16 protein-coding genes and 1 tRNA gene are annotated in these 20,566 nt (G+C 39.9%); 11 read left to right on the top strand and 6 right to left on the bottom strand.

Features of this window, described 5'->3' with window-relative positions; genetic code table 11:
* Positions 1-18 precede the first annotated feature (18 nt).
* Positions 19-3,141, top strand: a complete 3,123-nt coding sequence (locus AC106S_RS06750) for an efflux RND transporter permease subunit (protein WP_482438316.1) — start codon at positions 19-21, stop codon at positions 3,139-3,141.
* Positions 3,122-4,567 (top strand): TolC family protein, encoded by a 1,446-nt coding sequence (locus tag AC106S_RS06745; protein ID WP_482438315.1) that lies wholly within the window; start codon positions 3,122-3,124, stop codon positions 4,565-4,567. Before AC106S_RS06750 ends, AC106S_RS06745 begins: the two co-directional genes overlap by 20 nt.
* A 279-nt stretch (positions 4,568-4,846) precedes the next feature.
* Here the strand turns inward: AC106S_RS06745 and AC106S_RS06740 are convergent, their stop codons facing one another.
* The gene (locus tag AC106S_RS06740) at positions 4,847-5,275 is read right to left on the bottom strand and encodes a cold shock domain-containing protein (protein WP_482438314.1); all 429 of its coding nucleotides are present in this window, start codon (positions 5,273-5,275) and stop codon (positions 4,847-4,849) included.
* Between the two features lie 868 nt (positions 5,276-6,143).
* On the opposite strand from AC106S_RS06740, the gene AC106S_RS06735 reads away from it, so the two are divergent.
* The 4 genes from AC106S_RS06735 to AC106S_RS06720 all read left to right on the top strand — a co-directional run bounded on the left by AC106S_RS06735 (position 6,144) and on the right by AC106S_RS06720 (position 9,254).
* Positions 6,144-6,899, top strand: a complete 756-nt coding sequence (locus AC106S_RS06735) for an SDR family oxidoreductase (protein WP_482438313.1) — start codon at positions 6,144-6,146, stop codon at positions 6,897-6,899.
* Positions 6,900-7,022: 123 nt separating this feature from the next.
* Positions 7,023-7,412, top strand: a complete 390-nt coding sequence (locus AC106S_RS06730) for a DoxX family protein (RefSeq protein WP_482438312.1) — start codon at positions 7,023-7,025, stop codon at positions 7,410-7,412.
* 83 nt (positions 7,413-7,495) lie between these two features.
* Positions 7,496-8,569: a sensor histidine kinase gene (locus tag AC106S_RS06725; RefSeq protein ID WP_482438311.1), complete on the top strand. Its 1,074-nt coding sequence runs from the start codon at positions 7,496-7,498 to the stop codon at positions 8,567-8,569.
* Positions 8,550-9,254 carry a LytR/AlgR family response regulator transcription factor gene (locus AC106S_RS06720; protein ID WP_482438310.1) on the top strand — a complete coding sequence of 235 codons (705 nt, stop codon included), beginning with the start codon at positions 8,550-8,552 and terminating at the stop codon, positions 9,252-9,254. Before AC106S_RS06725 ends, AC106S_RS06720 begins: the two co-directional genes overlap by 20 nt.
* A 282-nt stretch (positions 9,255-9,536) precedes the next feature.
* Here the strand turns inward: AC106S_RS06720 and lgt are convergent, their stop codons facing one another.
* Complete coding sequence (gene lgt / locus AC106S_RS06715; RefSeq protein WP_482438309.1) at positions 9,537-10,373, bottom strand: prolipoprotein diacylglyceryl transferase; 837 nt, start codon at positions 10,371-10,373, stop codon at positions 9,537-9,539.
* A 264-nt stretch (positions 10,374-10,637) separates the two neighbouring features.
* Here lgt and AC106S_RS06710 point away from each other — a divergent pair, with 264 nt between their 5' ends.
* A complete protein-coding gene (locus AC106S_RS06710) occupies positions 10,638-11,333 on the top strand; it encodes a VIT1/CCC1 transporter family protein (protein ID WP_482438308.1) in 696 nt (231 codons plus the stop codon).
* Positions 11,334-11,484: 151 nt separating this feature from the next.
* On the opposite strand, the gene AC106S_RS06705 is transcribed toward AC106S_RS06710, so the two are convergent.
* A complete protein-coding gene (locus AC106S_RS06705; RefSeq protein ID WP_482438307.1) occupies positions 11,485-12,588 on the bottom strand; it encodes a hypothetical protein in 1,104 nt (367 codons plus the stop codon).
* Positions 12,589-13,137: 549 nt separating this feature from the next.
* Between AC106S_RS06705 and AC106S_RS06700 the strand changes: the two genes are divergently transcribed.
* Positions 13,138-14,235 carry a T9SS type A sorting domain-containing protein gene (locus tag AC106S_RS06700; RefSeq protein WP_482438306.1) on the top strand — a complete coding sequence of 366 codons (1,098 nt, stop codon included), beginning with the start codon at positions 13,138-13,140 and terminating at the stop codon, positions 14,233-14,235.
* Between the two features lie 323 nt (positions 14,236-14,558).
* Here the strand turns inward: AC106S_RS06700 and AC106S_RS06695 are convergent.
* Together AC106S_RS06695 and AC106S_RS06690 are read right to left on the bottom strand one after the other, a co-directional pair.
* Positions 14,559-14,638: transfer RNA gene (locus tag AC106S_RS06695), tRNA-Leu, on the bottom strand.
* 67 nt (positions 14,639-14,705) lie between these two features.
* A complete protein-coding gene (locus AC106S_RS06690; protein WP_482438305.1) occupies positions 14,706-15,473 on the bottom strand; it encodes an MBL fold metallo-hydrolase in 768 nt (255 codons plus the stop codon).
* 54 nt (positions 15,474-15,527) lie between these two features.
* Between AC106S_RS06690 and AC106S_RS06685 the strand changes: the two genes are divergently transcribed.
* The 3 genes from AC106S_RS06685 to AC106S_RS06675 are packed head-to-tail and all read left to right on the top strand — an operon-like array spanning position 15,528 to position 19,819.
* On the top strand, positions 15,528-16,955 hold the full coding sequence (locus tag AC106S_RS06685; RefSeq protein ID WP_482438304.1) for a TonB-dependent receptor: 1,428 nt from the start codon (positions 15,528-15,530) through the stop codon (positions 16,953-16,955).
* A gap of 13 nt (positions 16,956-16,968) precedes the next feature.
* Entirely contained in the window at positions 16,969-17,418 is a 450-nt protein-coding gene (locus AC106S_RS06680) for a GAF domain-containing protein (protein WP_482438303.1), read from the top strand.
* A gap of 55 nt (positions 17,419-17,473) precedes the next feature.
* On the top strand, positions 17,474-19,819 hold the full coding sequence (locus AC106S_RS06675) for a mechanosensitive ion channel family protein (protein ID WP_482438302.1): 2,346 nt from the start codon (positions 17,474-17,476) through the stop codon (positions 19,817-19,819).
* On the opposite strand, the gene AC106S_RS06670 is transcribed toward AC106S_RS06675, so the two are convergent.
* Positions 19,816-20,553 carry an ABC transporter substrate-binding protein gene (locus tag AC106S_RS06670; protein ID WP_482438301.1) on the bottom strand — a complete coding sequence of 246 codons (738 nt, stop codon included), beginning with the start codon at positions 20,551-20,553 and terminating at the stop codon, positions 19,816-19,818. The genes AC106S_RS06675 and AC106S_RS06670 overlap by 4 nt on opposite strands.
* Positions 20,554-20,566: the final 13 nt, after the last annotated feature.

Raw genomic sequence — 20,566 nt, 5'->3', positions numbered from 1 at the left:
TCTTTAAATCAACTTACCATGGTAGAAATGTTTATAAGACGAAAGGTGCTTTCGTTGGTTATTTCCATAGTCTTTGTACTGCTGGGAATCATGGCATTGATGAAAATGCCGATCACACAGTTTCCTGATATTGTACCGCCTTCTGTAACGGTAACCGCAAAATATACGGGAGCCAATGCCGAAGTGTCGGCCAACGCGGTGGCACTTCCTTTAGAACGGGCCATCAACGGGGTTCCCGGAATGACGTATATGTCAACGGTAACTTCCAATGACGGGCTTACCCTGATTCAGGTTTTCTTTGAAGTGGGAACAGATCCCGATGTAGCAGCAGTAAACGTACAGAACAGGGTAACGACTATCCTTGATGAACTTCCTGAAGAAGTGATCCGGGCCGGAGTAACCACTGAAAAGGAGGTGAACAGTATGCTGATGTACCTGAATATTACCAGTACAGATCCCAGCCAGGATGAACAGTTCATCTATAATTTTACGGATATTAATGTTCTTCAGGAACTGAAGCGTATTGATGGAGTAGGACGTGCGGAAATTATGGGGCAGAAAGAATACTCGATGAGGGTATGGCTGGATCCGCAGAAGATGGCTGCTTATAATATCTCGGCAGACGAGGTGATCGGTTCCCTTCAGAAGCAGAATATTTCGGCAGCACCCGGAAAAGTGGGGGAAACCTCCGGAAAAACGTCCAGCCAGCTGCAGTATGTCATTAAATATAAAGGAAAATTCTTTGAGCCTAAACAATATGAGGAAGTTCCGATAAGATCAGATGTTAACGGAACCATTCTTAAACTTAAAGATATTGCCAAAGTAGAGTTTGGAGCGATGAACTATGGGATGGTATCCAAAACAGACGGAAGACCTTCTGCCTCTATTATGATGAAGCAGCGTCCGGGTTCCAATGCCTCTGAAGTAATTGAAAGTGTAAAAGCCAAAATGGAAGAACTGAAAGGCACATCTTTCCCTCCGGGAATGGAATATAATATGGCCTATGATGTTTCCAGGTTCCTCGATGCTTCCATCAGTGCAGTTCTGATGACCCTTATCGAGGCGTTTATCCTTGTGGGAATTGTAGTGTTTATCTTCCTTCAGGACTGGCGTTCCACTCTGATTCCTGTTCTTGCGGTGCCTGTGGCATTGGTAGGAACTTTTGCCTTTATGAGCATGCTGGATTTCTCCGTAAACCTGCTGACGTTATTTGCCCTCGTTCTTGCTATCGGAATTGTGGTGGATAACGCGATTGTTGTTGTAGAGGCCGTCCATGTGAAAATGGAAGAGGGAATGAAGCCTTTGGAAGCAACGATCAGTGCAACCAAAGAAATTGCAGGAGCAGTCGTTGCAATTACCATTGTAATGTCAGCCGTATTTATTCCGGTGGCGTTTCTCGAGGGTCCGGTGGGGGTATTTTACCGCCAGTTCTCTCTGACGTTAGCTATAAGTATTGTGATCTCAGGAGTCAATGCATTAACCCTTACTCCTGCGCTATGTGCGATTATTTTAAAACCTCACAGCCACGATAAAAAGAAAACGGTTATTGACCGGTTTTTCCAGAGCTTCAACAGAGGCTTTGAAAAGCTGACAGACCGATATGTAGGAATTCTTTCAAAATTTGCCACCCGTACCGTGGTTACTTTTGGGTTACTGTTCTTATTCATTCTTCTGACAGGCGTTACCAGCCGGTTCCTGCCTACCGGATTTATCCCGATGGAAGACCAGGGAATGGTTTATGTAAGTGTCACCACCCCGCAGGGTGCCACCGTTGAAAGAACGGAAAAGGTTCTGGACGAGGTAACGGTTATCGCCAGGAAAATTGAAGGGGTGGAAAACGTAACCACTCTCGCCGGATACAGTATTGTAACAGAAATTGCAGGATCTTCTTACGGGATGGCCATGATCAACCTTAAAGACTGGAAAGAGCGGAATATTTCTGTAAATGACCTTATTGCGGAACTGTCTGATAAAACTCAAAGTATTGCCGATGCGCAGATTGAGATCTTTGCGCCGCCTACCGTTCCGGGATTCGGGAATACAAGCGGTTTTGAACTCCGTTTGCTGGACAGAACCGGAGGGACAATTGAAAATACAGACAAGATCACCAAAGATTTTGTAAAAAAGCTGAATGAAGCTCCTGAGCTGCGGAATAATTTTACCAGCTTTGATGCCACTTTCCCGCAGTATATGATCAATATGGATTATGATATGGCGGCTAAAAAAGGAATCTCGGTAGATAATGCGATGTCAACCCTGCAGACAATGCTGGGATCGTATTATGCCACCAACTTTATCCGTTTCAGCCAGATGTATAAAGTGATGGTGCAGGCAAGTCCGGAACACAGAGACACGCCGGAAAGCATCCTGAATTTATATCTTAAAAATGACAAAGGGGAAATGGTGCCTTTTTCCACCTTTATTACCATTGAAAAAGTATACGGACCGGAAGTTCTTACGCGGTATAATATGTATATGTCTGCAATGATTAACGGAGAGCCCTCGGAAGGATACAGTTCCGGTGATGCTATTGCAGCAGTGGAAAGGGTGGCCGGGGAAACACTGCCGAGAGGTTTTGATATCGAATGGTCCGGAATGACAAGGGAAGAGATCCTTTCCGGAAATCAGACTGTCTATATTTTCCTGATCTGTCTTTTATTCGTATATCTTTTGCTGGCTGCCCAATATGAAAGCTTCCTGCTTCCGATGCCGGTACTTTTAAGTCTTCCGACAGGAATCTTCGGTTCTTATATCGCATTGGTGCTTACAGGGCTGGATAATAATATCTATGCACAGGTTGCCCTGGTGATGCTGATAGGGCTTCTGGCCAAAAATGCCATTCTGATTGTAGAATTTGCCGTAGCCAGAAATAAGGAAGGTTATGATATTGTTCCGGCAGCTATTGAAGGAGCCAGGCAGCGTCTGCGCCCGATCCTGATGACCTCTTTTGCTTTTGTGGCCGGACTTATTCCGCTGTGTATCGCTTCCGGTGCCGGAGCAGTCGGAAACCGTTCCATTGGTACGGCGGCGGCAGGAGGAATGCTTATCGGAACGATCTTCGGACTGGTGATCATTCCTGGGCTGTATATATTCTTTGCAAAACTTGAAAATAAGAAGAAAGATGACAAGATTCAATCATAAACCTATATTATATGGAATCGCTGTGCTGGCGATCACCTCATGTGCCGTTCCGAATGTTGCTGATATTAAAAAAGCCAGAACTCTGCCGGATGAAGCTGTTCAGACTGAAAATAAGGCAGATAGGTTTCAGCAGATCAACCTGAAAACTTATTTTACAGATCCTCAGCTTCAGGAACTTTTTGAAAAAGTGATAGAAGCCAATCCCGATTTTCAGATTGCCCAGCAACGGGTTGAAATTGCCAACAGTTTTCTCCGGAGATCAAAAATGGACCTTCTTCCTTCCCTTGAAATAGGTGCTGCGGCTTCCGGTGACCGTTACGGTAAATATACGATGGAAGGTGTCGGGAATTACGACACCAATCTGTCACCCAATATCACGGAAGATCAGAAGATCAACCGTGATTTTACCCCGAATTACTGGCTGGGAGCAAGAAGCAGCTGGGAGATAGATGCATGGGGAAAGCTTAAAAACAAGAAACTGTCTGCCCAGAAGAAATTCATGGCTTCTACGGAAGGATTACGGCTGCTTCAGGTAGAACTGTTTACCGATATCGCCAATCTTTACTATCAGCTGGTAACGCTGGACAACAGACTGGCTATTTATCAGAAGAACTATAATCTTCAGCAGCGGGCTTTTGAGATTGTCCTGGCCCAGAGAGAAGTGGGAAAGGCAACCGAGCTGGCAGTACAGCAGTTCAAAGCACAGAATAACAACTGGCTTGCCGAAATTGAACATATCAAAGTAGAGATTGTTACCGTAGAACAGGCGATTACTACCTTAACAGGAAGCTATGGCGGGGGAGTGAAAAGAGGAAAAGACTTAATGCCGACCAATATGGAAATCCTGAATAAGGATATCAACATAGAAGCTGTAATCCATGCAAGACCGGATGTTGCTGCAAATTATTATGTGCTGGAAGCTTCCCAGGCTGATGCTAAAGCTGCAAGGGCTGCCTTTTATCCTAAAATAGACCTGGGAGCAGGTTTCGGACTGAACGCTTTTTCTGCGGGAACATTCTTCAGGCCTGCATCATTAGCCGGACAGCTACTGGGCGGACTGATGGTTCCTGTTTTTAATAAGGGACAGCTGAAGCATGAGTTCAATGTAGCGGATAAAGAGCAGGAGATTGCTTTTCTAAATTATCAGAAAAGTATTACCACGGCATTTAATGAACTGCAGTCTATCCTGAAACAGACGAAGATCTATGAAAAGGTATTGCAGCTGAAATCTGAAGAGGTAGGATTTCTGGACCGCGGTGTAGAGGTTTCCAATGATCTTTACCTTACAGGGTATGCCAATTATTTTGAACTGATCAATTCTCAGAAAAGCAAACTGACCGCTGAACTGGACCTGCTTCAGTTTCAGCATCAGAATACCAGAAATAACGTCCTTCTGTTTAAAGCACTGGGTGGAAAGCTGGACTAACTCAGGTCAGTGTTGACAGGGAAAAAATGATTCCATAAGACTTCATCTGATATAAGTATTGAATTTTTTGTTTCTTTTTGTTTCAAAGGCAGAAGAACAGGACTAGGAACAATAACTTAGAGAATGAAGTCCTGAAGGGGATCATAATTTTCCCGGTTAATCTATGATCTGATCATTTTTACTTTTTTTTACGATGCAAGAAGCCACCTGAAAAGGTGGCTTCTGTATTATATAAAAAAACAATCCCGCCGGTAGCGTTGGCTGTTTCTGAGTAAAAGATTATTTGACAATCTGAATATTAACGGCTGAAAATCCTTTTGGAGATTTTTCTTTTTCAAAAGAAACTTTATTTCCTTTTTTTACCGGTTCTGTACAGCTGTTGTTGTGAAAGAAGATATTTTCCTTAGTTTGGTCTTCGGTGATAAAACCGTATCCTTTTTCACTGTGGAATGTAATGATTCCTGTTTTACGCGGATCTTCCTCAACGATAGGTGCAGCACCCAGCTGGATCTCATCAAGATTCACCTCCTGTCTCTCTGAAGGAGGAGTAGAGGTAAGTCTGCCGAATTCGTCCACATACATGAATACGTCTTCAAGTTCTTTACCTTTGTTGTTGTTCGTTTTTCGTTCTTCGCGTCTTAGCGCTTTTTCTTTTTGTTTTTGAATTTTTTTCTTAAAATTTTCTTTTTTAGAAAAAGAGTCTGCCATAAATTATTTTTAGTATTTAGTTTCTGGTTAATATAGGTTATTTGGGTCTGTATGAACATTGTTCATGATGTCATCTGCTTGGTGTTCTGTTTTGTATATTGCTCCGGTCTCTTTGGTTATCCGGTCTCGGTACTCTGAAATCCTATCATTAATACAAGCATCAAAAGCTAAAATGAGCCGCTGAAAAAGCAAAAACTGAAAGAAAAAAAGAAATATTCTAAACTAAAACAGAAAGCGAAGACAGTTTCCTGCTTACTAATCTGTACAAATATACGAATAATAAAACGAATGACACTGTTTTAAATGTTTGATTATCAAAAATATATTTTTGGAATCAAATGGACATTACCGGTATAGAGGTGGTTTTTCAGTATATTACGTCCTTTAAACATCGTTTGGAAGCCTTTAAATTTTATCACGTCCGTCTCAAAATCCGGAAAGAAGATTTCAGAGGCAGACAACGAACAGGTGGTAGGTTTTTTTAAGAAGCCAGGCTCTGTCTCAACATAAAAAATCCCCAGCATGCTGAGGATTGTGGAAAATAATATATTATAAAAATGAAGTGGTGTTGGTTATAATATGTTGTGTTTAGAAGCAAATGTTATGCCTAAAGTTCACCGATAATAGAATTTTATATCTTATGCGGCAGGAAGCGGAATGCTTTTTTAGTGTTGTTCCACACTGTATCTTTCTGGGAGGTAACAGGATATGTGCGGTTTTTTTAATTTCCGGAAAAAGTGAATATTTTTACTTTTTCAATAATCTTTCAGTAATCGGGTGATCATTTATAGCAGTTTCCGAAAGATTCACCATGATCGTTTTATTTTCATTGGCCATCTTTGCTTCAGAAATATAAAAACAATATACAATGTCAACACAAGATGTTAAAGGAAAAGTAGTATTGATTGCCGGAGGAGGCAAAAACTTAGGAGGACTGTTAAGCAGGGATTTTGCAGCAAAAGGGGCAAAGCTGGCTATTCATTATAACAGCGAAAGTTCCAGAGCCGAAAGTGAGAAAACGCTGGCGGAAGTCCGGGCAATGGGGTCTGAAGCATTTTTATTTCAGGGAGATCTTACTCAGGTAGACAATATCACAAAATTCTTTGATGAGGCTGTATCCAGGTTCGGAGGAGTGGATATTGCGATCAATACAGTGGGAATGGTACTGAAAAAGCCGTTTGCGGAGACCACTGAAGCAGAATATGATACCATGTTCGGGGTCAATTCGAAGTCGGCTTATTTCTTTCTTCAGGAAGCCGGCAAAAAGCTGAATGACAACGGAAAGATCTGCACGATCGTTACTTCATTGCTGGCGGCCTATACAGGGCTGTATTCTACGTACGCAGGAGCAAAGGCACCTGTGGAACATTTCACAAGAGCGGCATCCAAAGAATTCGGATCAAGAGGGATTTCCGTAACAGCAGTAGCTCCCGGCCCTATGGATACTCCATTTTTCTATGGGCAGGAAACAGACGATGCTGTGGCCTATCATAAGTCAGCTTCCGCATTGGGAGGGCTTACGGATATTAAAGATATTGCTCCGCTGGTTGAGTTTCTGGTAACCGACGGATGGTGGATCACCGGGCAGACTATTTTTGCCAACGGTGGCTATACCACAAGATAGTTTACTTTAGAAATAAAGAAAGATGGATAACTGATCCCCGGTTATCCATTTTTTATATACACTTTCCGGCAGTTGGTATGCTTTTTCAATGTGTTTTTTTCATGATTTTTCTAAATTGGTTTTATGAAAAAGTATTTCTTCCTCCGGTGTGGCCTCTCGGTTATTCTGCTGATGCACAGTGTTGTTTCTATTGCCAGCGGAGATGTCAGTAATTTTGGGCTTCTTTTTTTAGATACCATAGGCTTCAGTCCTTTCGGGCTGTATATAGCATGGACGATAAAGCTTATTCATCTCGTTTCTGTGGTTCTGTTATGGATAGATGCTCTCATCAGACCTGTTGCAATTTTTAATATACTGATCTTTATTTTCGGGATTTATTATGTTCACTGGCAGAACGGCTGGTTTGTGGTAGGCGGCGGAACCAACGGAATAGAATTCAATATCCTTCTTATATGTGGCTTTTTACAGTTAATGTTTTCTGAATGTCCGGCTGAAAAGAAAAGTTGCCGTTGATAGCCGGATGGGTTTCTTTGGTAGATATTCTGTTTTTATTTTTCACTGAAAGATAGTATTTTGCATTATAAATCATCTCAGTTTTGAAGTCTTACAGAAAATCAAAAATATATGTTCATCTGCTCTTTTGGATTCTCTATTATATCCTGGAAGTATATCTGGACTTCTACTGGTCGAGATATCAGTTTCCCGGTCTGGAATGGCAGGTCAGGCTTCAGAATACAGTAGTACTGGAACTGGGGTATCTTTTGGTAAAAGCACCGCTGGCCTATTCATTACTGTATCTGTATGAGAAAATGGGACTGAACAGGTTTCTGAAACTGATTTTATATAGTGTTGTTATTGTCCTTGCAGTACTTGCTCACAGACTGTTTACCCATTATATCATTTATCCTTACATATACGGAGCTACTGAAACACTGGACGGAAAGGAACCTTCAGGCTTTATCAACGGGCTGGTTGCCTTCAACTCATTTATGGATCTTATTTTCATGGTGGGACTGGTGTTCGGAGTTGAAATTACCAGACAGAAAAACCTGCTTAAAGAACAGCTGTCCCAGCTGAAAACCGAAAAGCTGGACCAGGAGCTGACGATGCTGAAGGCCCAGATCAATCCTCATTTCTTATTCAATACCCTTAATAATATTTACGGGATGGCTCTTAAAAAGGCAGACGGAACTCCCGAAGTTATTTTACAGCTTTCGAAGGTGATGAGATATAACATTTATGAAGCTGCCAAAAAATATATTTCTATTGAAAAAGAAGTGGAAAATATCCGTGACTTTATCCAGATCCAGCAGATCCGGCATTATGACCTTGAAGTCAGCTTTCATGAAAATTTAGATCGTCCGTCACAGGAGATCTCTCCGCTTATCCTGATTCAGTTTGTGGAAAATGCTTTCAAACATGGTGTTTCAGAGAGTATCGGGCAGAAATTTATTCATATTGATATTCAGCTGAAGGATGGGACCTTGCGTTACCGTATTGAAAATTCAAAAGAGGAAAAACCTCATGGCAACTCTACCAAAATAGGGCTGAAAAATATCCGCAGGCAGCTTGAACTGCTTTATCCGAAACATATGCTGACTGTTGAAGACAAAAAAGACCATTATATTGTACATTTAACCATTGATCTGAATGACACATCCGGCCACTAAAAAATACAACTGCATTATTGTAGAAGATGAACCCATTGCATCCGATATTCTGGAAAGTTTCGTGAATAAAGACGAAGCGCTCCATCTCGTGGGAAAATGCTCAGATGCTGTATATGCAGGAAATCTGCTGGGAAGACATGATATCGATCTGATGTTCCTTGACCTTCATCTTCCCGTAGTGAAGGGTTTTGATCTTCTGAAAAAACTGAAAGATCCGCCTTTTGTGATCGTTACAACGGCTTATCACCAGTATGCCGTTGAAGGCTATGAACTTGACATCGTGGATTATCTGATGAAACCTGTTCCGTATGACAGATTTGTGAAAGCAGTGGAAAAGTTCAAATATCTGATGAATGCTGAAGAAGCCCTTCTGGAAGCAGCAGACCGCGAGCATATTTTTATCAGCAGCGGAAAAAAGCAGATTAAAATTATTCTGAATGATATTTTTTATATCGAAAGCCTGCGGGAATATATCCATATCCATACAAAAACAGGAACAGTAACGGTAAAAATGCCGATCAGCAGGATAGAAGAAAGCCTGGAACCCGGCATGTTCGTACGCATTCACAAGTCCTATATCATTTCCAGATCAAAGATAGAAGTGAAAACCTCATCCATGATGCAGGTAAACGGTAAAAAACTTCCTGTGGGAAGAACTTACAAACCTTTTATCGGTTTTAAATAGATGCGTTTTTTATAAACCGTGAATCTGGTAGACGCTTACATCCGGTTGATAGCTGTTTTTTTCAGGATCTGTAAAGAAAATCTAAATTTAACGACAGAAATAAAATACACCTTTTACCGGCAATAATCAGAAATATAAATGTGGAGAGTTAGTATTCGACTGACGAATACATCCGGCTTAATGATCTTCAGGTTCTTAAGCCGGTTTTTTAAAAATTATAACAGAAACCTCCGGAACAGAGTATTCCGGAGGCTTTTTATACTATCACTTTTCAGATGCTGATTATGTAGTTTTCATTTCATCTTTATTGAGGATGCTTCTGATAACAAAAAACAGTCCGAGAAGAATAAAAGGAATACTCAGAAGCTGGCCCATGTTCAGGCTCATTCCCTGCTCAAAACTCACCTGATCCACTTTGATGAATTCAATAAGCAGGCGCATCACGAAGATCAGCAGTGAACTTATTCCAAAGTAGAAACCTTTGCCTGCACTGAATTTCCCTTTCCTGTAAATAAAATAAACCAGAGAGAAAATCAGAAAGTAAGAAACCGCCTCATAAAGCTGGGCGGGATGTCTTGGAATGTCATCCACTCTGTGGAAGATGAATGCCCAGGGAACGTGGGTTGGAGTACCGATGATTTCAGAGTTCATCAGGTTGGCCAGTCTGATAAAACCTCCTGCAAGAGGAGTGGCAATCGCAATAATATCCAGGATTTTCATAAATGGGATGGAATATTTTCTGGCATAGATCAGAAGCATAATGATCAGCCCGATTCCGCCGCCGTGGCTTGCCAGTCCCGCATATCCGGAGAAAAAATAAGACCCGTCCGGCCCTTTCTGAATAGGCAGGATAATTTCAAGAGGATGCTGGGAATAATAATCAAAATCATAAAAAATACAGTGCCCCAGTCTTGCGCCAGCCAGAATACCGATGACAGCGTAAGAAAAAAGAGCTTCATGAGCCTGGCTGCTGAGGTGTTCCTTTTTATAGATCTTTTTCAGAATGATGAAGCATAAAACAAGTCCGGCGAAGAATAGTAAACCATAATATTTAAGAGGAAATCCAAATATATTGATAATCTCGGGATCCACATCCCAGTTAATGTACAGTAAATTCATTGATGGTAGTTGAAATTTCAGGCAAAGATAGAAAGATATTTCTGCGCAGTCCTAGTGGAAGACTATGAATTTTGGTGAGAAAGGCGTACCGGAATCAGTTTCAGGCCATTGAAAAGTCATATCGGCTGAGGTTAAAATATAAATATCCCGGTTGGGTGATAATTTTTGAAAAGATCAGGTTTTACCTGTAACAGACCGGATCTAATTTAGATTGATTCCTGAGAAATGATTGCTTAATTTTGATAACAACTATTATATTTCCTTATGCCTCATCAGTTAGAAAAACATTACGTGAACAGGGTAGGGTGGCTTCGGGCCGCCGTTTTGGGAGCCAATGACGGACTTTTGTCTACCACCAGCATCGTAATTGGTGTTGCGGCGGCACAACCTGATCGGAATACCATTATTCTGGCTGCTTTGGCCGGGATGATTGCCGGAGCGATGTCTATGGCTGCCGGAGAATATGTATCGGTAAGTTCTCAGGAAGATACAGAAAAGGCGGATCTTCACCGGGAAAGGAAGGAACTGGAGGAAATGCCCGAAACCGAACTTCATGAACTGGCAAAGATCTACGAAAAAAGAGGAGTGAGTAAAGAAACAGCTATGAAAGTTGCCGTTGAACTCACGGAACATGATGCCCTGGAAGCCCATGCCAGAGATGAGCTGGGAATCAATGAAATTACAAAGGCACAGCCTTTATATGCGGCGGGAGCATCATTTATTTCTTTTGCCGTGGGTGCTTTGCTTCCGTTTACAGTCTCTCTTCTCGCGCCCATTAAGCAGATGGTTTATTTTCAGTATGGATTTTCTATTATATTCCTGATGCTTCTGGGAGCTGTTTCGGCCAGAACCGGAGGGTCAGGAATAGTTCCTGCTGTGCTGAGGATCTGTTTCTGGGGAACCGTAGCGATGGGAATTACTGCACTCGTAGGACATTTTTTCGGGGTGAATGTGTCGTGAAATTAATCAATGAAATACGGTGTATTTTACACCAATAAAGCGGTAAACGGAGAGACCGGCAGATTCTGCCGGTGTTACAGCTAAGAACCGTTTACATTTTAAATAAGAATTCTTATCGTTTTAGTAATACATAATCTGTTGATTTATTTAACTACTTTTCCTCTTCGGAAAATTGAAGAAACTGCTGTACAAATTTTTTGTGTTTATTTTTCTCAACAAAATCCTGTATTAAGTCTTTGTTTTCATAATTGGCGTTATAGGCGAGATATAAGGCATCTTCCTGAACATGTTCATCTTCAAAAGATAATAAAAATTCGTAAAAATTTAAATCTTCTTCATAATATTCACTCTCCCTGAATACGGATAAGATTTTATATAAAACATAGAGATAAAGATCTCCCGGTTTTTCATATTCCCTGTTCTGTATATAAGACACCAGCCTGTCCCAGAACCTGAAAATATCAATATCATTCATGATTTTAATGACATTAATCACGGTGTCACAATGATCACTTTCAAGTGCTTTCAATAGTATATCGTCTTCAATGTATTGAAAATACCGTTTATCAATCATGGCTAAACCCTCAAATAAATACTGTTCATCAATTCCAAGAATATAATTTCTGTCATCCAGCTGCAGTTCTTCCGTTTTGGGATTTAATTTTAATATTAAATGTGCTGTAAAATCCCGGGTCATATACTCTTCATCAAAAAGCAGCATATAGGTTCGCTTTAACAGATCCTGTTTGTATGGATAAACCAGATTTTTAAACTGACCTTCTTCATATAAACAACTTATGATCTGAGTTTTTACTTCCCATTCTTTTCCTGCATATAGAAAACAAATTCCCAATAATGGTATAACATCGAAACACTGCCGGTTAATGATATAGTTCAGCAGATGTTCATTATCCCGGCCTTTACTGTGATAGGTAACAGTAAGTACCTTTTTAAATAACTCTATTAAGTCTTCACTAATATCCGGCTGATGTATATTGATATTATGGCTGCCTGTATGTTTTTGCATGATCTCAGCTGCATGGTCTGCATCCAGACTAAGATTGGTATCCATCAATACATTACTTTTTTCTTTTTCAATATTCAGACTGATTCCATCAGTAAGGCAGCCTACGATTTGTAACTGATCTGAGTTCAGAATAATCTTTGTTCCCCGCAAATCGCAGAAGAAAAATGAATGATCCTCATTCAGTTCTATTGTCTGATTACTCATGATCCTGCCTGACACTTGTTTCATGGTTCTAAGCTTTTTAGTTTTCTGGCAGTTAAAATAATTAAATTAATATTCATTTTTTTACAAAATAGAATTTTTCAACTGACCCTCAGTTTTTTCTGACCTTTATTGCCATAAGATGAGTGAAAAATGATATATATCCATTATTTTTTTTCAAATCAACGAATGATAACTTTGCAAATACAATGATGAAAAAAATTAAACAGGAATCAACAACCCTCTGAAATATCTGTTATAGTGTTTCTCAGAGGGAATGATTAAGAGTTTCAAGGATGGAAACTGCCCATAGACAGATAGTGTTAATGATAAGTTAAGTGTTTACCTTATTTTTCCATCCTTATACTCTTTCCTTAAATCCCGAAAAACATATAAAAATTTTCTTTGTAACAGTTTAGGTAACAATGCAAACGTAATTGCCAAGTGAGCATTGCTCCCGGATTTCCATTTGTTTAATACGTTTTATATTGTTGGTAAGATGACAGGTACCTGTTATTGATGACATGAAGATTAAAAATGCATTTTGCTTAATAGTATAACCTAAATTCGTATTTTATGTTAAAAATCAATTTTTATATTTTATTCTGTATGCTAATGGCGCCGGTGTTTTCATTTTCTCAGGTTGCATTACCTTTTACGGAAAAGTTTGGTGACAGCCCTACCCAATCTCAATGGAATTATTCTTCTTCAGGTACCATTGTAGGGGCACATCCGGTTGTAGGCTCTCCTAATGGTGGGCAGGGAAGTCTTATGTATAATTTTTACAATTCACAGGGAGCTTCTACCTATAATGTAGTTTCTCCCATTTTAAATTCTTCAGGAAATTCATGGATCAGGGTAACCTTTGATTTTGCCGGGGCCAACCGGTATACAATGCCTATTGCACTGCAGACCGTTTTTGCTGATGATCATATCATTCTTGAATACTCAACAGATGAGGGGAATACCTATACTGAAGCTCATAATTATGAGATAGGGGTAAACGGTGAACTGAATACCGGTGGTATCCTGAATACTTTTTTTATGCCTACTGCTGCACAATGGGTGACAAAATCAATCATTCTTCCTGCCGGAACCAACAGAGTGAAGTTTAAAGGGCTGAAGAATATTATCTATCAGGCCGGAAATTTTGCCTTTCTGGATAATGTTGTCTTTGAAGAATGCAGCACTGCTGCCCCGGTGGGAAATACAGCACAGCAGTTTTGCTCCGGAAATACACTTGCTCAGCTTGCCGTTTCTGGAACCGATATCCGGTGGTATGATTCAGCAACGGGAGGAAATCTTTTACCCGATACGACACCGCTTGTAAATGGAGGAATGTATTATGCATCCCAAACCCAAAATTTATGCGAAAGTATGGAAAGATTAGTTGTAATGACATCAAGCGGAGCATGTCTGGGAGTAAATGAGGCTGATATTTTGCATTCAGGGACTGGTTTTTATCCTAATCCTGTTGGAGATGTTCTTCATTTCAAATCCAAAAAGCAAATCACAAAAATCATTATCTATGATATGGCGGGAAAGAGAAGTATGGAAGTGAAAGATAAGGAAATCACCTCTGTTAATGTAGGATTTCTGGTAAAAGGAGTGTATATGGTAGAAGCTTATTTTTCAGACGGCGGAAGAACCACGGAAAAAATAGTGAAGAAATAGCGGAAAGTCAATATAACATTAAAAATAAAGAGCTGTCTATAATTGTAGATGGCTCTTTATTTTTTGATGCCATATAAGTTTTAATATCAACTCAATAGTAAAAGGATCTGTAATATTCAGGCTCAGATTTACAGCTTTCTGTGAATGTATTGGATTGATAAAAATAGTTTGTGTGAGCTTTAATTTATAGAATAAATGAATTGAATTTTATTATTGTAAAGTATTGTTCATATCATTCTTTTCAAAAAACTGAAAAAGACTAGGTTGCTAGTAGTTCAAAAATCAAAAACCTCTGAAAATCAAATGATTTCAGAGGTTTTTTGTACCCAGGACCGGGATCGAACCGGTACTCCTAAGAACTGGTGTTTGAGACCAGCGCGTCTACCAATTCCGCCACCTGGGCTGCTGTAAATCGGTGTGCAAATATAGAAACTTTTTTTAATGTCCGAAAACTTTTTAGAGGAAAATTTTTAAAATTCAATTTCCAGACCGTCGTAGGCAAGGTGCATTCCGGATGGAAGCTGTTTATCTTCAACATCATGCAGCCCGAGATGATGGCTGATGTGGGTTAAAAATAACTGTTTAGGTTTCAGTTCCTCAAACAGTCTGATAACGTCCGGGAGGATAAAATGGGCAGGGTGAGGATCAAATTTCCTGATGCAGTTCAGGATCAGTACATCCAGGTTCTTTAATTTTTCCTTTTCCGTTTCAGAAATAAAACCGGCATCCGTAATGTAGGCCAGTTTTTTAAACTTATATCCGAAAACGGTAATTTTATAGTGGATCACTTCCACAGGAGTGATTTCCGTATCCAGTACCTGAAAAGGTTTATTTTCAATTTCGTGAAGCTCAAATGCGGGAGCACCGGGATACCTTACATCAGCAAACGCGTAAGGAAAACGGTTCTTGATTTCGTGGGCCACTCGCGGATAGCAGTAAAGAGGAATATCTTTTCCGCTTTTGAAGATCAGCGGACGCATATCATCAAGCCCGATCACATGATCGTTATGTTCATGAGTGATGAGGGCGATATCCACATTATTTTCGCGATTGATCAGCATCTGCTGCCTGAAATCCGGACCGCAGTCGATCAGTATTTTTTTATTTTCCTCCGTGGTGACCATCACAGAAGAACGGAAACGCTGATCTTTGGGATTTTGGGAAGTACACACCTCGCAGGTACAGCCTATAACGGGCACACCCTGTGAAGTTCCGGTTCCTAAAAATTTCAACTTCATTTTCTTTTGAGGTTGGTTTAATTTTGGTAAATTTACGAAAAATTTGACGTCCTAATGTATCAGAAATTAACTCCTAAGCAAAAAGCATTAACAATTAATCTAGATCCTACTATTTATGGTACTTTCGCGGAAATTGGAGCAGGGCAGGAGACCGTTCGCCATTTTTTTAGAGCAGGAGGAGCTTCCGGTACAATTGCCAAAGCCATGTCTGCTTACGACAAAGATTTCAGTGATGCGATCTACGGAAAAGAGGTAAAAAACAGATACGTTACCCAAAACAGACTCCGAAAAATGCTTCGCTATGAGGTAGCACTGATCGAAGAACGTATTTCAAGGGAAAATAATCCCAACAGAAAGTTTTTTTCCTATGCCAATACCGTAACCACCATCAATTTCGATAAAACCATTAAAGGCCACGGCTGGGTGGGAATCCGTTTTCAGGTAAAAGAAAATGAAGATTACAATGAGATCGTGATCCATGTAAAATTCAAGGAAAACGATGCCACCTTACAGCAGGAAACTTTAGGGAATCTGGGGGTAAACCTTATTTTCGGAGCGTTCAATTACTTTGACAATCCCAGAACACTGATTGAATCCTTATATGATGATATTGCCAAAGATAATCTTGAAATTGACATGATCGATTTTAACGGCCCTGCGTTTGCGTACGTAGACAACAGGCTGATGTCTCTGCAGCTCGTGAAGAACGGAATGACAGATGCTGTGATCTTCAATTCCCAGGGGAATAATATGCTTCCTGCCGATGTTTTATACAAGAAAAATATTTTTGCGGTAAGAGGAAGCTTCAGACCCGTTACAAAAGTGAATATCGATATGCTTCAGAACGGCCTGGATATGTTTCTGAAAGATGCCACGTGTACCCATGAAGAAACAGAGGTGCTTATCGAAATTACCATTTCAAACCTCAGAGCAGACGGAGATATTGATGAGCGCGACTTCCTGGATAGGGTGGATATTCTCGGTAAACTGGGATATACCGTTATTATTTCCAACTTCTCAGAATATTACAGACTGATTGATTACTTCGCTTCGTACACTACCGGAGACATCGGGGTGGCAATGGGAGTAAACAACCTGTTGATGGTATTTGATGAGAAATACTACAAAGATATGTCAGGCGGAATTCTGGAAGCTTTCGGGAAGTTCTTCAGAAACGGAATGAGAGTATATCTGTATCCGTATAAAGATCCTGAAACGCATGAACTGCTTGATGCATCCAATCTTAAAGTGGAAGAAAACTTAAAAGAACTCTATAAATATTTCAAACACAACAACCGTATCGTAGATATCACCAACTATAATCCGGAATTTTTAGAGATCTATTCAAGAGAAATATTAAGAAAAATTGCCTGCTGCATCAAAGGCTGGGAAAACCAGGTTCCGGATGGCGTTGCAGAAATGATAAAAGACCGCGGAATGTTCGGATATAAAGAAGAACTTTCCTTAAAACAATTCTCTTAAAAACATCAATACAATGTCAGAATTAAAGAAAAGGCTTTCGTCCATTCTTGAAAGTCCTAAACATAATACAAACGAAAAACTTGAAAAAGTATGCCACCTGCTGGATCAGGAGATTTCCTATTTCAACTGGACCGGTTTTTATTTTAAGAACGGGGATAAAGACGAACTGATTCTGGGGCCTTACGTAGGAGCTCCTACCGATCATACCATTATCCCTTACGGAAAGGGGATCTGCGGGCAGGTTGCCGTTTCCAATGAGACATTCGTAGTTCCGGATGTACATGAAGAAAGCAACTATCTGAGCTGTTCAATTGATACAAAGGCTGAAATTGTAGTCCCGATCTTTAAAGACGGAAAAAATATTGGGCAGATTGATATTGATTCTCATACAATCGATCCTTTTACAGCTGCAGACAGAGAATTATTGGAATGGCTTTGTAACGAAGTTTCCAGGATTTTATAACTTACTTACGGAAGTTCCCCCGGAGGTAGATTTTTTTAACTTTTTTAAAACATAAATGATGAAAACAGCAACCAACAACGTATGGCTTGTAATTCTGTGCCTGTTTCTCTTCCAGCCGTGCTTTGCACAACAGGCCCCGAAAAAGGATTCTTTGCCCGTCTCAAAAATGTTTGGGGACGAAGCATCCGCTACGGACTACCTTCTTATCATTGAAAAAGCAGATGAAATTCTCCGCAAGTCTTATACTGACGGTGAATTCGGTTTAGATGCCTATAAAGTTTTCAGTGATATGAAATCCACTGATGAAAGACTTAAGCTTATTTTAGGAAGCATCAAAAGGGCCAATCTCAATGTCCGTAACCAGCAGATGTACCAGAATGAACTGGTAGGAATTAAGAAAGAATTTGAAAATCAGAATAATTTCATCAATACTCAGGATGAAAAATTTAATAAAATTAAAGAACAGGCTTCCAGCCTTAAAAACAACCCCCTTCTTACCAGGCTTATAAAAGATACGGTTCTCATCAGACAGTTCCTGCCTGAACTTCTTGCCCTCAATGAGCAGTATAAAAAAACAGACAGCCTTCTGAATGCCAATCAGGCGATTGTGAATGAGAAGAAAAGACAGATGCTGGAGTATAAAACCAGTATTACAGAAGCACTAAATAAGCAGGAAGAACGCGTGGAAAGGTCGGGAATTGATCTTTTTAAACAAGAGTATCCAGCTTTATGGCAGGTGATAAAGTCCGGTCATTCAGGGAAAGATATAGAAAATATAAGCAATATCGGAACTGAAAAAAGCGTTACAGCCTATTACCTGAGGTCCACATGGGGAAGTTTTGTCGTACTGGCTGTGTTGATGCTCCTTTTGGGTGGGTATATTACAGCCAATCTGCAGTATATAAAAAAAGCAGGGTATTTTGAAAACCTGAATCTTCTGAATTTTAAATATTTAAATCATCACCTTTTTATTTCCCTTCTTCTGATCGTTATTAATATTGCCATTATCAATAATCTTTATGCCCCGGCTGCTTTCACCGAAATTCTTCAGCTGGCACTGATTCTCTGCATTTTCTTTCTATTCAGAAAATCATGGCCGCAGCAGCAGATGAAAAGCTGGATTTTTATTATTGCGGTCTTTATTTTCATGTGCTTTATAAGTCTTTTTCTGAAAGCTGATCTGTTGGGCAGAAGCCTGTTTTTGATCTTAAATATTCTGTCCGTAGCCTATACCGTATGGCAGTTCAGAAATAACGGAGATCTTCCCTGCAATAAAGCGGCATTCCGGCTGGGCCTTTTTATATTTGCAGTTTTCAGCGTGTTTTCCATTTTTCTTAATCTCTTTGGAAGAGTATCATTGGCACATAGTTTCAGCTTTACAGGGCTTATAGCTTTTGTTCAGATCATTGCGCTTAATGTTTTGCTTAAGATCATTACAGAAATCATTATCCTTCAGATTTACAGATCAAGAGTGAAAAGAGGTATAGACAGGCTTTTTGATCATGAAAGCCTGGCAGCAAATCTCAGAAGACCTTTCATTTTACTTCTGGGGTATGCCGGTTTTGCTGTACTTACTTCTAATCTTAATTTATGGATTCCTTTCCGGGCCGTTTTCATAACAATATTATCGCATCCCAATACCATAGGGAGTTTTACATTTACACTGGGCAATATTCTGCTTTTTATGGCGCTGGTATGGATTGCCCATCTGCTGCAGAAATATGTGGCCTATTTTTTTGGGGAAATTGAAGATGAAGACGAAGAAAACATTAATAAAGCCCAGCATTCAAAGCTGCTGATCACAAGGCTTCTGATCCTTATAGCCGGTTATTTGCTGGCGGTAGCTGCTTCCGGAGTTCCATTAGACAAAATAAGTATAGTTATAGGAGCATTGGGAGTTGGAGTAGGATTAGGATTACAGAGTATTGTCAATAATTTTGTATCAGGGATTATTCTGATTTTTGACCGCCCTATCCAGATAGGAGATATCATTGATGTGAATGCACAGACAGGACGTGTAAAATCTATGGGGCTGCGGACTACCAAGATTAATGCACCCAACGGAGCGGAAATTATTATCCCGAACGGAACTATTTTATCCCAGAATATTACCAACTGGACCTATACAGACAATCTGAAACTGGTAGAAATCACACTCTCAGTCTTAGACACAGAATCTATGTCGGAAATCAATGAAATTGCCGGAAAAACACTTCAGGAAGTACCCCAGGTAGATCAGACAAAACCATATCAGATTTATTACAATACCATAACTGATGGGAATTACGGGATACTGATCAAATTCTGGTGCAGCATTTACCGTATTGAAGAAACAGTAAGTATTGTAAAGCAGAGCCTGTTCAGCAGTTTTAAAGAAAATAATATCTCTATTAAAATTTAGGAAGGTACAGCAAGGACTTCCGCGAGCATCTCTTTAAAATAATTTCCGCACTTGGCAATATGCGTCCCATACCAGGAAAAAGCTTCACCGTCTACGATCATGATCTTTTTCTCAGGATAAACTGCTTTCAGCTCCTCTATATGTTTTTCTTTAAACGGAAAAGGTTCGGAAGAAAGCATAATGACATCAGCATCAGCAAGATCTTCCGTTGTAATGACAGGGTAGCGGGTTTTATTTTTAAAGATATTGTCAAAACCAATTTCCGATAAAATCCGGTGGATGAAAGTATCGGAACCCACTGTCATATAAGGGTTATTCCAGATAAGATAAGCCGTTTTTATATGAGTTTCAAGTTTTGTCTGATCAAGGATTTCATAGATCTTAAGATTGAAAAGCTGGGCTTTTTCTTCTCTGTTCAGGAGTTTTCCGAGATTTTTTAAGAGATAATAATTGTCTTCAATGGTTTCAATATTCGTTACCGTTACTTTGAAATCATTCATCAGGACTTCTACCTGTTCTTTAATGTTTTCCTCCTTATTGGCAAGAATCAGATCAGGCTGTAAGGCTTTAATCTTTTCAATATTGATGTTCTTTGTACCGCCGATCACTGTTACATTTTTTACTTTATCCTGTGGATGAATGCAGAATTTGGTTCTTCCGATAATTTCATTTTCAGTCAGTCCGAGGTCAAATAAAGCTTCCGTAATAGAAGGAACAAGAGAAACAATTTTCATATGGGCATATTAG

The sequence above is a fragment of the Chryseobacterium sp. FR054 genome (assembly GCF_056844565.1).
This window is presented reverse-complemented; position numbering and strand designations above follow the sequence as displayed.